This is a genomic window from Pseudoalteromonas arctica A 37-1-2 (assembly GCF_000238395.3).
GTDB lineage: Bacteria > Pseudomonadota > Gammaproteobacteria > Enterobacterales > Alteromonadaceae > Pseudoalteromonas > Pseudoalteromonas arctica.
In genome coordinates this window covers 2,602,309-2,617,312 of sequence record NZ_CP011025.1, presented here as the reverse complement: position 1 = coordinate 2,617,312, position 15,004 = coordinate 2,602,309, and the positions used below count along the sequence as shown (strand labels likewise).

Annotated in this window: 14 protein-coding genes and 10 tRNA genes; 8 read left to right on the top strand and 16 right to left on the bottom strand. The window is 40.1% G+C overall.

Annotated features, from left to right (window positions below):
- Window positions 1-25: 25 nt before the first annotated feature.
- The 16 genes from PARC_RS11840 to lolB form a co-directional block, all read right to left on the bottom strand.
- Window positions 26-100 (bottom strand) — tRNA-Gln (locus PARC_RS11840).
- 39 nt (window positions 101-139) lie between these two features.
- A tRNA-Leu gene (locus PARC_RS11835) sits at window positions 140-224 on the bottom strand.
- Between the two features lie 71 nt (window positions 225-295).
- Window positions 296-370, bottom strand: a tRNA-Gln gene (locus PARC_RS11830).
- 38 nt (window positions 371-408) lie between these two features.
- Window positions 409-493 (bottom strand) — tRNA-Leu (locus tag PARC_RS11825).
- A gap of 71 nt (window positions 494-564) precedes the next feature.
- Window positions 565-639 (bottom strand) — tRNA-Gln (locus PARC_RS11820).
- Between the two features lie 38 nt (window positions 640-677).
- Window positions 678-762, bottom strand: a tRNA-Leu gene (locus PARC_RS11815).
- Window positions 763-852: 90 nt separating this feature from the next.
- A tRNA-Met gene (locus tag PARC_RS11810) sits at window positions 853-929 on the bottom strand.
- Window positions 930-934: 5 nt separating this feature from the next.
- Window positions 935-1,009, bottom strand: a tRNA-Gln gene (locus PARC_RS11805).
- A 39-nt stretch (window positions 1,010-1,048) separates the two neighbouring features.
- Window positions 1,049-1,133, bottom strand: a tRNA-Leu gene (locus PARC_RS11800).
- Window positions 1,134-1,180: 47 nt separating this feature from the next.
- Window positions 1,181-1,257: transfer RNA gene (locus tag PARC_RS11795), tRNA-Met, on the bottom strand.
- Window positions 1,258-1,588: 331 nt separating this feature from the next.
- On the bottom strand, window positions 1,589-2,680 hold the full coding sequence (gene ychF / locus PARC_RS11790) for a redox-regulated ATPase YchF (RefSeq protein ID WP_007583951.1): 1,092 nt from the start codon (window positions 2,678-2,680) through the stop codon (window positions 1,589-1,591).
- A 53-nt stretch (window positions 2,681-2,733) separates the two neighbouring features.
- Window positions 2,734-3,318, bottom strand: coding sequence for an aminoacyl-tRNA hydrolase (gene pth, locus PARC_RS11785; protein WP_007583954.1), 585 nt, complete (start codon window positions 3,316-3,318; stop codon window positions 2,734-2,736).
- 19 nt (window positions 3,319-3,337) lie between these two features.
- Window positions 3,338-3,949, bottom strand: coding sequence for a 50S ribosomal protein L25/general stress protein Ctc (locus PARC_RS11780; RefSeq protein ID WP_008171830.1), 612 nt, complete (start codon window positions 3,947-3,949; stop codon window positions 3,338-3,340).
- A gap of 148 nt (window positions 3,950-4,097) precedes the next feature.
- Complete coding sequence (locus tag PARC_RS11775) at window positions 4,098-5,045, bottom strand: ribose-phosphate pyrophosphokinase (RefSeq protein ID WP_007583957.1); 948 nt, start codon at window positions 5,043-5,045, stop codon at window positions 4,098-4,100.
- 88 nt (window positions 5,046-5,133) lie between these two features.
- Window positions 5,134-5,991, bottom strand: a complete 858-nt coding sequence (gene ispE, locus PARC_RS11770) for a 4-(cytidine 5'-diphospho)-2-C-methyl-D-erythritol kinase (protein ID WP_010554716.1) — start codon at window positions 5,989-5,991, stop codon at window positions 5,134-5,136.
- A gap of 2 nt (window positions 5,992-5,993) precedes the next feature.
- Window positions 5,994-6,581: a lipoprotein insertase outer membrane protein LolB gene (lolB, locus tag PARC_RS11765; protein WP_033012438.1), complete on the bottom strand. Its 588-nt coding sequence runs from the start codon at window positions 6,579-6,581 to the stop codon at window positions 5,994-5,996.
- 83 nt (window positions 6,582-6,664) lie between these two features.
- On the opposite strand from lolB, the gene hemA reads away from it, so the two are divergent.
- The 8 genes from hemA to kdsA all read left to right on the top strand — a co-directional run bounded on the left by hemA (window position 6,665) and on the right by kdsA (window position 14,968).
- A complete protein-coding gene (hemA, locus tag PARC_RS11760) occupies window positions 6,665-7,921 on the top strand; it encodes a glutamyl-tRNA reductase (RefSeq protein ID WP_010554718.1) in 1,257 nt (418 codons plus the stop codon).
- A gap of 7 nt (window positions 7,922-7,928) precedes the next feature.
- Window positions 7,929-9,014: a peptide chain release factor 1 gene (gene prfA / locus PARC_RS11755; protein WP_007583962.1), complete on the top strand. Its 1,086-nt coding sequence runs from the start codon at window positions 7,929-7,931 to the stop codon at window positions 9,012-9,014.
- 2 nt (window positions 9,015-9,016) lie between these two features.
- The gene (prmC, locus tag PARC_RS11750; protein ID WP_010554719.1) at window positions 9,017-9,856 is read left to right on the top strand and encodes a peptide chain release factor N(5)-glutamine methyltransferase; all 840 of its coding nucleotides are present in this window, start codon (window positions 9,017-9,019) and stop codon (window positions 9,854-9,856) included.
- Between the two features lie 54 nt (window positions 9,857-9,910).
- On the top strand, window positions 9,911-11,455 hold the full coding sequence (locus PARC_RS11745; RefSeq protein WP_007583964.1) for a response regulator: 1,545 nt from the start codon (window positions 9,911-9,913) through the stop codon (window positions 11,453-11,455).
- Window positions 11,456-11,484: 29 nt separating this feature from the next.
- Window positions 11,485-11,859, top strand: a complete 375-nt coding sequence (locus PARC_RS11740) for a SirB2 family protein (RefSeq protein WP_007583965.1) — start codon at window positions 11,485-11,487, stop codon at window positions 11,857-11,859.
- A 149-nt stretch (window positions 11,860-12,008) separates the two neighbouring features.
- Window positions 12,009-12,836, top strand: a complete 828-nt coding sequence (locus PARC_RS11735; protein ID WP_007583966.1) for a tetratricopeptide repeat protein — start codon at window positions 12,009-12,011, stop codon at window positions 12,834-12,836.
- A gap of 14 nt (window positions 12,837-12,850) precedes the next feature.
- Entirely contained in the window at window positions 12,851-14,104 is a 1,254-nt protein-coding gene (locus tag PARC_RS11730; protein ID WP_007583967.1) for a DUF819 family protein, read from the top strand.
- A gap of 9 nt (window positions 14,105-14,113) precedes the next feature.
- Window positions 14,114-14,968, top strand: coding sequence for a 3-deoxy-8-phosphooctulonate synthase (gene kdsA / locus PARC_RS11725; protein ID WP_007583968.1), 855 nt, complete (start codon window positions 14,114-14,116; stop codon window positions 14,966-14,968).
- Window positions 14,969-15,004: the final 36 nt, after the last annotated feature.

The following is a 15,004-nucleotide window of genomic DNA, read 5'->3' as shown; positions in this document are numbered from 1 at the left end:
GAAGTTTTAGACAGGGGAGTCAAATTGGCTGGGATACCAGGATTTGAACCTGGGAATGCCAGGATCAAAACCTGGTGCCTTACCGCTTGGCGATATCCCAACTATAAATTTGAATTAGTTTTAGTTCTTAATAAGAACATGGTGCGGAAGGAGAGACTTGAACTCTCACAACCTAAGTTACTGGAACCTAAATCCAGCGCGTCTACCAATTCCGCCACTCCCGCATCACTAAGTTGCTAATTTAAACTCTAAGCTAGAGCAATTCTTTTATCCAACTTTCCTTGGTAGAAGAAGTTGGCTGGGATACCAGGATTTGAACCTGGGAATGCCAGGATCAAAACCTGGTGCCTTACCGCTTGGCGATATCCCAACAAAGAATTCTTTATAATTTTAGTTCTTATAAGAACATGGTGCGGAAAGAGAGACTTGAACTCTCACAACCGAAGTTACTGGAACCTAAATCCAGCGCGTCTACCAATTCCGCCACTCCCGCATCAACAATTTGCCAATTTAAACTCTAAGCTAGAGCAATTCTTTTATCCAACTTTCCTTGGTAGAAGAAGTTGGCTGGGATACCAGGATTTGAACCTGGGAATGCCAGGATCAAAACCTGGTGCCTTACCGCTTGGCGATATCCCAACAAAGAATTAATGATAATTTTATTTCTTATCAAGAAATGGTGCGGAAAGAGAGACTTGAACTCTCACAACCGAAGTTACTGGAACCTAAATCCAGCGCGTCTACCAATTCCGCCACTCCCGCATCGTTTGTACAATAAAGTACAGGTAGTTATTTTAAACTCTTCATTGAGCTGCAATTTAACTCTTGCAGAGCCATTTCTAAAAGAAGAAATGGTGGCTAAGACGGGATTTGAACCTGTGACCCCATCATTATGAGTGATGTGCTCTAACCAGCTGAGCTACTTAGCCATTGTTGGCTGGGATACCAGGATTTGAACCTGGGAATGCCAGGATCAAAACCTGGTGCCTTACCGCTTGGCGATATCCCAACAATAACAATTGATAGTTTTAATTCTTATCAAGAATTATGGTGCGGAAGGAGAGACTTGAACTCTCACATCCTAAGATACTGGAACCTAAATCCAGCGCGTCTACCAATTCCGCCACTCCCGCACACAAGGTAGTTATTTTAAACTCTTCATTGAGCAACAAAAAAATAATGGTGGCTAAGACGGGATTTGAACCTGTGACCCCATCATTATGAGTGATGTGCTCTAACCAGCTGAGCTACTTAGCCATCTTTTTTGTTAGCACTTCATCGCTGAGTGCGGGGCGTATTATGCTGATATGACCCAAATTCGTCAACACCTTTTTTGCAAAAAAACACTTAACTGTGTTTGTTTGCAGGAAAATTAAGCTAACAGGCTAAAATTTAATAAAAATGCTGTTTTTTTAGCTGCCTTTAAGGCGCGGAATCTTAATTAACCCTGTACTTCTTTAATTAAGCGATATTACAAAGATAGACTAGTTGAGGCTAATTATTATTTTTATAATGCTTAAATACAAAAAAGGCTCGTAAAAACGAGCCTTTAAAAATTATTACCAAGTGAAATTGGTTTAATTTGTACTTATACGTTGAACAAGAAGTTCATTACATCGCCATCTTTAACGATGTACTCTTTACCTTCTTGACGCATCTTGCCTGCTTCTTTTGCACCACTCTCACCTTTAAAGGCAACAAAGTCGTCAAAAGCGATCGTTTGCGCACGAATAAAACCACGCTCGAAGTCGGTATGGATTTTACCCGCTGCTTGTGGTGCTGTTGCACCTACAGGGATTGTCCATGCGCGTACTTCTTTTACGCCAGCTGTGAAATAAGTTTGTAATTGTAGTAATTCATAACCACCGCGAATAACAAGGTTAAGACCTGGCTCTTCTAGACCAAGATCAGCCATAAACTCTAGCTTGTCTTCGTCATCTAGTTCTGAAAGCTCAGACTCGATAGCGGCACATACAGGAACAACAATCGCATCTTCAGCTGCGGCAATAGCGCGTACGCGGTCAAGGTATGGGTTATTTTCAAAACCATCTTCAGCAACGTTTGCAATATACATTGTTGGTTTAATCGTTAAGAAGTTAATAGAGCTGATTGCTGCTTTTTCTTCTTTAGTTAGTGCTAGACCACGTAAAGTTAAGCCTTCGTCAAGATGCACTTTTACTTTTTCAAGTACAGCATTTTGCTCTTTAGCGTCTTTGTCGCCACCTTTTGCTTTTTTTGAATTACGGAAAAGGGCTTTTTCAGCGCTATCCATATCAGCAAGTACTAACTCAGTGTTGATTACGTCAATATCGTCAGCAGGGTCAATAGTGCCTGCTACGTGGATGATGTTTTCATCTTCAAAACAGCGAACTACGTGGCCAATTGCATCGGTTTCACGAATGTTAGCTAAAAACTGGTTACCAAGGCCTTCACCTTTAGATGCGCCTTTTACTAAGCCAGCAATGTCTACAAATTCCATACTGGTGGTAAGAACTCGTTGAGGATTAACTATTTTAGCAAGTTCGTCTAGACGAGGATCTGGCACAGGTACCACACCTGTATTAGGCTCAATGGTACAAAAAGGAAAGTTAGCGGCTTCAATACCCGCTTTAGTTAGTGCATTGAAAAGCGTTGATTTACCAACGTTAGGCAAGCCAACGATGCCACATTTAAAACCCATAGTAAGATACCTTGTTTAGAATTCGTTTAAACGGTGTACTTGGACCCAAGTTACTAGGGTTTAAACGAATGTAGTCTGTTTTGTGCTTTTAACACACCATCTTTTGCAAGTATTTCCATGCAACGAACTGCTTCATCAACAGCAGCATCCATTTTTTCTTGGTCTGCTTTGGCCGCTTTTCCAAGCACCCAACCAGTAACCATTTCACGATGCCCCGGATGACCTACACCAATGCGCAAGCGCATAAAGTCTTTTTGATTTGCCATTTTTGCAATAATGTCTTTTAAACCATTATGACCGCCATGCCCGCCGCCTTTTTTTAACTTGGCAACGCCTGGGTCTAAATCCAATTCGTCATGGGCAACTAAAATGTCCTCGACAGGGATTTTGAAAAAATTAGCTAAACTACCGACCGCTTTACCACTTAAATTCATGTAAGTAGTGGGGATCAATAATTTGAATTCTTGGCCTTGAATGATCACTTTGCCTGTAAGGCCGTGATATTTAGGATCGTATTTTAGGGTGCAGTTGTAGCGTGCAGCGATTTGCTCGATGAACCAAGCACCTGCATTGTGGCGTGTGTTTGCGTATTCGGGGCCTGGATTAGCCAGGCCCACAAGCATTTGAATAGAATTCAAGGTTGCGAGACCTTAAAAATTATTCTGCTGCTGCAGCGTCGTCTTCAACTGGAGCTGCTTTGTTTGCTTTGATAGTCAGGATAGACTGATCATGGCCTTCGCCTTTACCTAAATCTACAGAGCTAACGCCTTTAGGGAAAGTAAGGTCAGAAATATGAACAGAATCGCCAACAACAAACTTAGAAACATCTACTTCAATGAATTCTGGAAGTGCTTTTGGAAGACACGTAATTTCAACTTCAGTTAACTGGTGAACAACAGTTGCGCCAGCTTTAGTTACAATATCTTCACCGATGAAGTGAAGAGGAACTTTAGTTTGAAATTTATGAGTAGCATCTACACGTTGGAAATCAAGGTGAGTAAGCTTAGGCTTGAATGGGTGACGTTGGATATCTTTTAAGATTACTTCAACAGCTTCGCCATCTACGTTAAGCGTAAGGATATGCGTGTAAAAACCTTCGTCTTCTTGTGCTTTGATCATATCTTTATGAGCAAAAGTAAGAGATAAAGCTTCTTTGTCAGCTCCGTAAAGGATTGCAGGAACTTTGTCTTCGCGACGTAGGCGGCGGCTCGCACCAGTACCAGTTTCTACGCGAAGTTCAGCGTTATATGTATAAGTTTTGTTAGACATGATGTCTCCAGTTATTAAAATGTGTAGGGCCTTTGCGACCAAGGTCCCTAGCCAAAAGGCGCGCTATCATACCACCACGCCCAGACAAAATAAACATCGCTTACAAAAAAAGCGCCAAAAGGCGCTTTATACTCAGGAATGTTTAATTTTAGTGTTCAAACATCGCTGAGATAGATTCTTCGTTACTAATACGACGAATAGTCTCTGCTAACATGTCAGCAAGCGTAAGTACCTTAATTTTATCAAGGGCTTTAAGCTCGTCAGATAGCGGAATTGAGTCAGTTACAATTACTTCGTCAATCATCGAGTCACGTAAGTTTTCTGCTGCTTTACCTGAAAGAATAGGGTGCGTTGCGTATGCAAATACGCGTTTAGCGCCATGTTCTTTAAGTGCTTCTGCGGCTTTACATAACGTACCACCGGTATCAATCATATCATCTACGATAATACAATCACGACCTTCAACGTCACCAATAATGTGCATTACTTGAGAAACGTTTGCTTGAGGGCGACGTTTATCAATGATTGCTAAATCGGTATCGTTTAGTAGTTTTGCAATTGCACGTGCGCGTACAACACCACCAATATCTGGAGATACAACAACGACGTCTTCAAAGTCGCGTTCTTTCATATCTTCAAGTAATACAGGGCTGCCAAATACGTTGTCTACTGGTACATCAAAGAAGCCTTGGATTTGTTCAGCGTGTAAATCAACCGTAAGAACACGGTCAACACCCACACTTGATAAGAAATCGGCAACAACTTTAGCGGTAATTGGAACACGAGCAGAACGTACACGACGGTCTTGGCGCGCATAACCAAAATAAGGAATGACGGCAGTAATACGACCTGCAGATGCACGACGTAGAGCATCAACCATAACGATAAGTTCCATTAGGTTATCGTTTGTAGGGGCACAGGTTGATTGCAAGATAAAAACGTCCGAGCCACGAACATTTTCATTTATTTGAACACTGATCTCACCGTCGCTAAAACGGCCAACAACAGCATCGCCTAATTCAATATATAAACGTTTTGCAACTTTTTGAGCTAACTCAGGTGTTGCGTTACCAGCGAAGAGCTTCATGTCAGGCACGGTAGGGTTCCTCAGGCACTGAATATTTGGACTAACGGGCAATGATAAATACCACTGCGAGTTAACTTATGATTACTTGTACGTTACTTCATTGATCGAATATGGCGGTTAACTCCGTATGAGCAGGTGAGACATTTGCGCTTGAAGCCACAAAACCCTGCCAAGTATGGGGGAGATTTTCAAGTACATCTTGTGCTTGAACTTGACTAGCAAATTCGACAAAACAACATGAACCTGTTCCGGTCATCTTCGACGGTGCGTATTTTAGCAACCACTGGAGGGTTTTTTCAACCTCGGGGCAAAGCTTTTTAACTAAAGGCTCACAATCGTTGGTTAAAGTATGGTGTTTCCAATCGCCTATTATTTTTGGTGTGTCGCGTTTTAAATCTGGATGTGTAAATATTTTTGCGGTACTTACATGTTGGTTTGGGTGTACAACGCAGTACCATTTTTGTTCAAGTTTTACCTGGTGTAATTTCTCACCAATACCATGCGCTATGGCGCTTTGCCCTTGTATGAACACCGGAACATCAGCCCCTAATTTAAGTCCTAATTGGGCTAGAATTTCTAAATTTAGTTCTAATTTCCATAATTTATTTAGGGCTAATAAAGTACTTGCGGCGTCGGATGAACCACCTCCAACACCTCCGCCCATCGGTAAGCGTTTAATTAAATTTATTTTTACACCCAAAGAGGTTTTACAGTGTGTTTGTAATAATAAAGCCGCTTTATAGATGAGATTATCATTTAGGGGTATGTCTTTAGTATCACCACCGACAGAAATACCACCGTCTGTTGTTAGCTCAAAATGCAACTCATCACCAAAATTTAAAAAAGTAAATAAGGTTTCTAGTTCATGATAGCCATCTTCTCGGCGAGCATTAATATGTAAAAATAAATTGAGTTTTGCCGGAGCAATAAGTGAAAAAGAGGTTTTGTTATTCATACTTATTTAAACTGCCAATCGTAGAGTTGAATTTTTATTTTTATTTGTTGATGCTTTAACGTCAGTTTAGTTGGTAACCAGTAACCTGCGTTTTGTACGTAAGTGCCGTAATCTATTTGCCATTTTTTGCCTGTATTATCAAACCATAATACTTGCTTAGCACGGCCTAGTTCATCAACGACTAAACTTTGATCGTCAATGGTGCCCTTAAGCCAATTATCGGCATTATCAACAGGGAGTGTAAAACCTGTTAAACGCTTTAAAAGCTCTGCAGCATTAGTATCAAAGTACTCATCACCGTCAAACTCTAATTCAGCACCATTTACTGTTTGTTTAAGTGACAAAATGCGCGTACCAATAAAAGTAGTCAGTATTAAATTATTGGAATTTGTTGTTTGCTGCCAATTTAAGTTTGCAGATTGACGCTCTTCTGGGCTTATAAACGCGAGTTTACCCTCGACCTGCCAAGTTTTTTGAGCAGCTAAACGTGGCTTCCAATCATCATAAAGTGTTGTTTTTGTATCAATTTGATGGGCACAGCCACCTAATAATAAAAAAAACATGAATAAAATCAAATATTGTCGAATCAAATGTTGTTCCTTACTTTCCATATTCCGCTGATTTTTGGTAAAATTACCGCCTTTGAAGTAGGGCTCAGCAATATTTGGCAAATATGACCATAATAGCACTAGGTATAAATCACAAAACCGCATCCGTAGAATTACGTGAAAAAGTGGCTTTTTCGCCTGAGCAAATTTCAGAGGCGTTGCAACAATTAAGTGGCCATGCCGACTTTAATGAAGCGGTTATTGTGTCTACCTGTAATCGAACCGAGATCTATTGTAGCCTCGCTCAGCAAAATTCCCAAACACTGTTAACGTGGCTTGCCAGTTTCCATGGTTTGGATGAACATGAACTGAGCAGCAATATATACTGCCATGAAGGTAATGACGCCATTAACCACTTAATGCGCGTAGCGTGTGGGTTGGATTCTTTGGTGTTAGGCGAGCCGCAAATTTTAGGGCAAATAAAGCAATCGTTTTTTAGTGCTAAAACCCACGATGCAATAGGGGTTACTTTTGATAGGTTGTTTCAAAAAACCTTTTCGGTAGCAAAACAAGTTCGCACTGAAACAAATATAGGCGCAAGTGCCGTGTCGGTTGCATTTGCGGCTGTTAATTTAGCGAAACATATTTATGGCAAGCTTGATCAAACCAATGTGTTATTGATTGGTGCTGGTGAAACCATTGAACTGGTTGCTAAACATTTATATCAAAATGAGCCTAAAAAGATAACGGTAGCTAATAGAACAATTGAACGTGCTCGCAGTCTTGCTGATGAAGTGTCGGCAGATGTTATCGCACTTGCACAGTTACCAGAACGTTTACATGAAGCCGATATAGTCATTAGTTCTACCGCCAGTACTTTACCTATTATTGGTAAAGGGGTGGTTGAGCAAGCGCTTAAGCAGCGCCGTCACAAGCCTATGCTATTTATAGATATTGCGGTTCCGCGCGATATAGAAAGCCAAGTAGGTGAGCTAGATGCTGCCTATTTATATTCCGTTGATGACTTACAAACCATTGTAAGCGAGAATATGGCAGCGCGTGAGCAAGCTGCACAGCAAGCGCAAATAATTATTACTGAACGCACCAAAGAATTTGCAATGTGGATGCGCTCACTCGATTCGGTAGATTTAATCCGCCATTATCGAAATGATGTACAAACAATTAAGTCAGAACTTGTAGAGCGTGCTGTTAGTCAGCTAAATACAGGTAAAGATGCAGAGAAAATTATATTAGAGCTCGCCAATAAATTAACCAATCGCTTAATGCACGCGCCTACCCGTGCAATACAAGACGCAGCGAAAAAAGGTGAAGTGGCGCAGCTAAACCAGTTGAAAAAAATGTTAGGTATTGATCAGGAATAACCGTTAAATGAAAGAGTCTGTTTATAATAAATTAGAAACCTTAGTAGAGCGTTACGAAGAAGTACAAGCGCTACTAAGCGACCCGTCGGTCATTAGTGATCAAAATCGTTTTCGTGGGCTTTCAAAAGAATACTCTGAGCTTGAAGAGATTGTAAAAACGTTTTTAACTTACAAAGAAACGCAAGATGATTTAGCCAGTGCAGAAGAAATGCTTAAAGATTCTGACCCTGAAATGCGTGAAATGGCGCAAGAAGAATATAAAGAAGCTAAAGCACAAATTTTGGTAATTGAAGATCAAATTCAAGTATTAATGTTGCCAAAAGATCCGCGAGATAACAATAACGTGTTTGTTGAAGTACGCGCTGGAACAGGCGGTGATGAAGCGGCTATTTTTGCTGGCGACTTATTCCGTATGTACAGCCGCTATGCAGAAACTAAAAAATGGAAAGTAGAAGTTGTGAGCACCAATGAAGGTGAGCACGGTGGCTACAAAGAAGTTATTGCAAACATTAGTGGCGAAGGCGTTTACGGTCAATTAAAGTTTGAATCAGGTGTACACCGCGTACAACGTGTGCCAGAAACTGAGTCACAAGGGCGAGTGCATACCTCTGCATGTACTGTTGCGGTAATGGCGGAAGTACCAGAGGCCGAAGCGATACAAATTAATACCGCAGATTTAAAAGTTGATACATTTCGTGCATCAGGCGCAGGTGGTCAGCACGTTAATAAAACAGATTCTGCTATTCGACTTACACATATACCTACCGGTGTTGTGGTTGAGTGTCAGGATCAGCGTTCACAGCATAAAAACCGTGCTAAAGCGATGTCAGTACTTGCAGCACGTTTGCAACAGGCTGAAGATGAAAAGCGCCATGCGGCAGAAGCATCTGAACGTCGTGACTTAGTAGGTAGTGGCGATCGCTCTGAACGTATCCGTACTTATAACTACCCACAAGGTCGTATTACCGATCACCGTATTAACTTAACACTTTATCGTTTGAATGAAGTGGTAGCGGGTGATTTAAGCTGCGTTATTGACCCATTAATGCAAGAACATCAAGCTGACTTATTAGCGGCTATGGGCGACGAGTAATCGTGAGCCAAACTCTTGAACAAGCTATTGCTGCAGGCGCTAATTTATTAGCACCTAGCAGCGAAAGTGCTAAATTAGACGCACAAGTTTTACTTCTACATATTCTTCAAAAACCTCACAGTTACCTTTTTACTTGGCCAGAGCATGCGCTTAATGCCGAACAACAACAGCAATTTAATACATTTTGCCAAAGACGTTTAAACGGTGAACCTGTTGCACATATTACGGGGCAACGTGAATTTTGGAGCTTATCGCTTGAAGTTAACGCAACAACTTTAATACCTCGACCAGATACTGAAACGTTAGTAGAACAAGCACTTGAAGTGGCTGTACCTGCTACAGCTAAAGTGCTTGATTTAGGCACGGGTACTGGTGCAATTGCGTTGGCATTGGGTAGTGAAATGCCTAATTGGCAAATTATTGCAGTAGATAGAGTAAGCGATGCAGTTGCACTGGCTACACGTAACCAGCAGCGATTGGCGATTAATAACGTTCACGTTAAGCAAAGCAACTGGTTTAGCGAGTTACATGGTGAGAAATTCAACCTAATTGTCACTAACCCACCTTATATTGAAAGCAGTGATATACATTTAAATCAGGGCGATGTGCGCTTTGAGCCTTTGTCGGCATTAGTAGCTGATGATTGTGGAATGTCTGATATTAAACAAATAATTACACAATCACGTGACTATTTGTTATCTAGTGGCTATCTTTTAATAGAACACGGTTTTGAGCAAGGTGAAGCTGTTCGTCATTTTTTCAAAAAAATGGCATTTGTGAATATTAAAACAGTGAAAGACTTTGGTGATAATGACCGTGTAACGTTTGCACAGTGGCCCTAAAGAATAATAATTGCCTGCTAGTGCGTTAAATAATGCCATGAAGGAATTTCGACTATGATGGGTGATTTTTTATTTTCAGATGAGCCAGAAGAAGCAATCAATGAGATTGAACTCGGTACCTGGAAAGTATTAATCGTTGATGATGAACCTGAAGTTCATGCTGTTACAAAACTAGCGTTGAGTGATTTTGAGTTTCAAAATAAACGCCTAGAATTTATTAGTGCTTACTCAGGTGCTGAAGCAAAAGAGCTTGTGAAAGAGCATCCAGATGCAGCCATTGTACTACTTGATGTAGTAATGGAGACCGATGATGCCGGTTTGCAAGTTGCTAAGTTTATTCGTGAAGAAGCTAAAAATAATCATATTCGAATTATTTTAAGAACGGGTCAACCTGGTCAAGCACCTGAACGACAAGTAATTATTAATTATGATATTAACGATTACAAATCTAAAACAGAGCTAACGGCTCAAAAGTTATTTACTGTTATTATGTCTAGCCTGCGTTCGTATCGGGATATTATTTCGATTGAGCAGTCACGCGAAGGGCTTGAGAAAATAATTATAGCGTCCCGTGATATTTTTTCAGCGCATTCAATAGAGCACTTTATTGAAGGCGTTATGCAGCAGTTAACTTCTTTACTCGGCATTGCTGATCAAGCTATGTATGCAACTACTTTAGTTGCGCAAAATCCTGAAGCACAAAATAATAAAAAATTAATTGTTTGCTCGGGTACGGGTGACTTTGAAAAAAGTGAAGGTAAAGAGCTCGATGAGGTATTACAAGCTGAACAGTTAAGTGCATGTCATCAGGCGCTTAATGAAAAAAGCATTATTTATAAAGATAACTACTTATTTGCGTATTGTAGCAGTGAGTACAATCATAATTCGATGCTATTTATATCAGGTATTCCAAAGGATTTAACGGATACTCAACGCCATTTAATTAAGATTTTTTCTCAAAATGTGCAACTTGCGTTTGAAAATGTACAACTTCAGTCTGAAATAGAAGCGACTCAGCAAGAGCTTGTTTACAGGTTAAGTGAAGCGGTAGAGCAACGCTCAACAGAAACGGGTAATCATGTTAAGCGTGTAGCACATATTTGTCATATATTGGCACAAGGGTATGGCTTATCTAAGCATGATGCTGATTTAGTAAGGTTGGCGTCGCCTCTTCATGATGTAGGCAAAGTGGGCATTCCTGATGCGGTATTAAATAAACCAGCAAAGTTAGACGCCCAAGAATGGGAAGTGATGAAAACCCATACTGATAAAGGCTATACTATTTTAAAAGACTCGCCGCATGAGATTGTTAGTGCAGGCGCAATTATTGCAAAAGAGCATCATGAAAAATGGGATGGCTCTGGTTACCCACAAGGTTTAAGCGGAAACGCAATTAATGTATTTGGTCGTATAGTTGCACTTGCTGATGTATACGATGCACTTCGCCATAAACGATGCTATAAAGAACCTTGGACACTGCAAAACGTAGTTGATGAAATTAACGCTCAAAAAGGCACACACTTTGAACCAAAATTGGTTGAAGTATTTAACGAGAAGCTTGATGAGTTAGAAGCGGTTCTTAACCGTTTTCCTGATTAAATTTTTATAAAACAGAAGTACAGGGGCATATGGATTATTTAGCAGTAAAGCATTCACACATGGCAATTGCGATGTTGAGTGTGATTTTATTTTATGTTCGCGCATTTTCGCGAATGGGCAGTGGTAAATTAGCAAAAAATAAAGCGGTAATGATTGGTAGTCATAGTATAGATACTTTGCTATTAGTGTCTGCACTTACGCTTATATTTATGGCTAAAATTAACCCGTTTGAACAATATTGGCTATTAGAAAAAATAGTTTTAGTGGTTATATACATTGGTATTGGGGCTAAAAGCGCCAGACAAACTAAAATGACGGCTAAAGTTGCTTACGTTTTAGTTAACACTGCTGTTATTTTAGCGATAGGTTATTTAGCGACGTCTAAATCAGCTTTTTTGCTTTAAGTAATACCTGACTATTTGAGCTTTATAGTTGTTTTATAAAGCTCAAATACGACTCCCTCTCAGAAAATATTCAAAAACATCTCTATATTGGTATATAGCTTTAAAGTTAGGTAAACTACGCCTTCGTTTTCTAAAATGTTGCAGTATTAATGACTACCCTCGGGTTTGACGAACACGATGAATCTTATCTTGATGATGCTTACGATGAATTTACACCTCCAGCGATTTACCGCTGTATTAAAGCAGAATCAAAATGGGACCCTCAGATAGATTTAACACCATGTTATGAAACTTTAACTGACTTTGAACAGCAAATTTCAGCGCTGTGTTTAAAAGTGAGTGATGAGCACGATCGCTTCGAAAAATTATTAGATATGTTTTACAGCGATTGGCTATTTAGTGCCTCAGGCTTAAAAGTGCCAGAATACAAATTAAATACATTAAGCTATACGCTTTCTATGCGTAGTGGCTCACCAACAACGCTTGCAATTATACTTTGTCACTTTTTACAACAAGCTAACTTTGATGCAAATCTTAGTCTTACGCTGGGTGATGTTGGTGTTCATGTGGCGATAAGTGATGAAGAGGGCTACATAATTGAGCCAAGCAGCGGGCAACAAAGCTGGTATATCATCCCTGAAAACGCAGATGAAGATGATGGGCAAGAACAAGAACCTTTAGAGTTAATTTTTGATGACGAAGTATATAAGCTATTTTTAGCTCAGCAAAAATGGTCTTTCATTAGCGAAAACAAATTTGGTCATGCTTTGACCTGTGTAGAGATGCTAATGGAGCTAATAGGCGACGACCCGTATGAGAGACGCGACAGAGGTTACTTATTAAATCAGCTCGGTTGCCCTAAAATGGCACGTGATGATTTACAGTTTTTTGTCGATGAGTGTCCGGATGATCCTGCAATAGAGATAATTCAACACCAAATAGAAGAACTAGAAGATAATAATAAAACGCACCATTAAGAATAGGAATAATTATGGTTGAAACTCAAAGCGCATTAATTACAAATGATGCCGTTGTGCTTGGTTTGCTTGCTATTATTTTGGGGTTTATTTTTAAAACCTCAAATAGTGAGCGTCCAGCTTTAAAACGATTTTATAAATACGTACCTGCTTTACTACTGTGTTACTTTTTACCTTCGTTATTAAATACCTTTGGTATTGTAGATGGTAATAAATCCAATGTTTATTATGTGGCTTCGCGCTACTTACTGCCTGCTTGTTTAATACTGCTTACCATTAGTATTGATTTAAAAGCTATTATTAACTTAGGCCCTAAAGCGCTCATTATGTTTTTAGTGGGTACATTGGGCATTGTTATTGGTGGGCCATTAGCTATTTTAGTCGTGAGTGCATTTGACCCAAGTATTGTTGGTGGTCATGGGCCCGATGCAGTATGGCGCGGTATGACAACCGTTGCGGGTAGCTGGATTGGCGGTGGTGCTAACCAAGCATCAATGAAAGAGATGTTTGAAGTGGGTGGTGATATATTTTCTGTAATGATTACAGTAGATGTAATAGTCGCGAATATTTGGATGGCTGTTTTATTGTTAATGGCAGCAAACCATAAAAAGATTGATGCAGCTACGGGTGCTGATACAAGCGCAATTGAAGATTTAAAAAAACGTGTTGAAGCCTATCATGCTGAACACGCACGTATTCCTACTCTTAACGATTACATGACGCTGCTTGCAATTGCATTTGGTATAACCGGTTTAGCGCATTTTTGTGCTGACTTTTTAGGTCCGTACTTTGGCACTACTTATGAGTGGGCAAAAGAGTACAGCTTAAACAGTAAATTCTTTTGGCTAATCGTTATATCAACAACGATTGGCATAGGCTTATCGTTTACTAAAGTTAGACAAATAGAAGCGTTTGGCGCTTCAAAAGTAGCCTCTAGCTTTTTGTATATTTTAGTTGCATCGATTGGTTTGCATATGAATGTAACCGCTATTTTTAATAACCCAGGGTTATTTTTAGTTGGTGCCATTTGGATGTTAGTGCATGCAAGCATAATGTTAGTAGTAGCTAAACTAATTAAAGCACCGTTATTTTATATGGCAGTGGGCTCGCAGGCTAATGTGGGCGGTGCAGCGTCTGCACCTGTTGTAGCATCAGCATTTCACCCTTCGCTTGCGCCTGTTGGTGTCCTGTTAGCTGTACTGGGCTATGGTGTGGGTACTTATATGGCTTATATTTGTGGATTAATGATGCAAGCAGTTGCACCGTAAGGAATTTAAATGAAAGACCAAATTATTAAAATTAATGAAATTGAACTAGCAAACAACAAACCGTTTGTATTGTTTGGTGGTATTAACGTATTAGAATCTCGCGATTTAGCTATGCGTGTTGCAGAGCATTACGTAGAAGTTACGACGAAACTCAATATTCCTTATGTATTTAAAGCGTCATTTGATAAGGCTAACCGTTCTTCAATCAATTCGTACCGTGGTCCTGGTATGGAAGAAGGTTTAAAAATATTTGAAGAGATTAAAAAGACCTTCAACATACCGCTTATTACCGATGTACACGAACCGCATCAAGCAGCACCTGTTGCTGAAGTTGTTGATGTAATTCAGTTACCAGCCTTTTTAGCACGTCAAACAGATTTAGTTGTGGCGATGGCTAAAACAGGTGCAATTATTAACGTGAAAAAACCACAGTTTTTAGCGCCACATGAAATGCGCCACATCATTACTAAATTTAATGAAGCGGGTAATAATAACATCGCACTTTGTGAGCGTGGTTCTAGCTTTGGTTACAACAACCTAGTGGTTGATATGCTGGGTATGGATGATATGAAAGCAATGGCGCCTGTTATTTTTGATGCAACACATGCGCTACAACGCCCTGGTGGACGAGCTGACTCTGCTGATGGTCGTCGTGCACAAGCTGCAGAGCTTGCACGCAGCGGTATGGCGCTAGGTATTGCAGGTTTATTTATTGAGGCGCATCCAAACCCTAACGAAGCTAAATGTGATGGCCCATGTGCGCTAGCGCTTAGTAAGTTAGAAGGGTACTTAACGCAAATGAAAGCGGTTGATGATTTAATTAAAAGCTTTGCCCCACTTGATACAAGTGCAAGCGATTTATAATTAAGCATGATGTTTATTAAAAAGCGACTCAGGTCG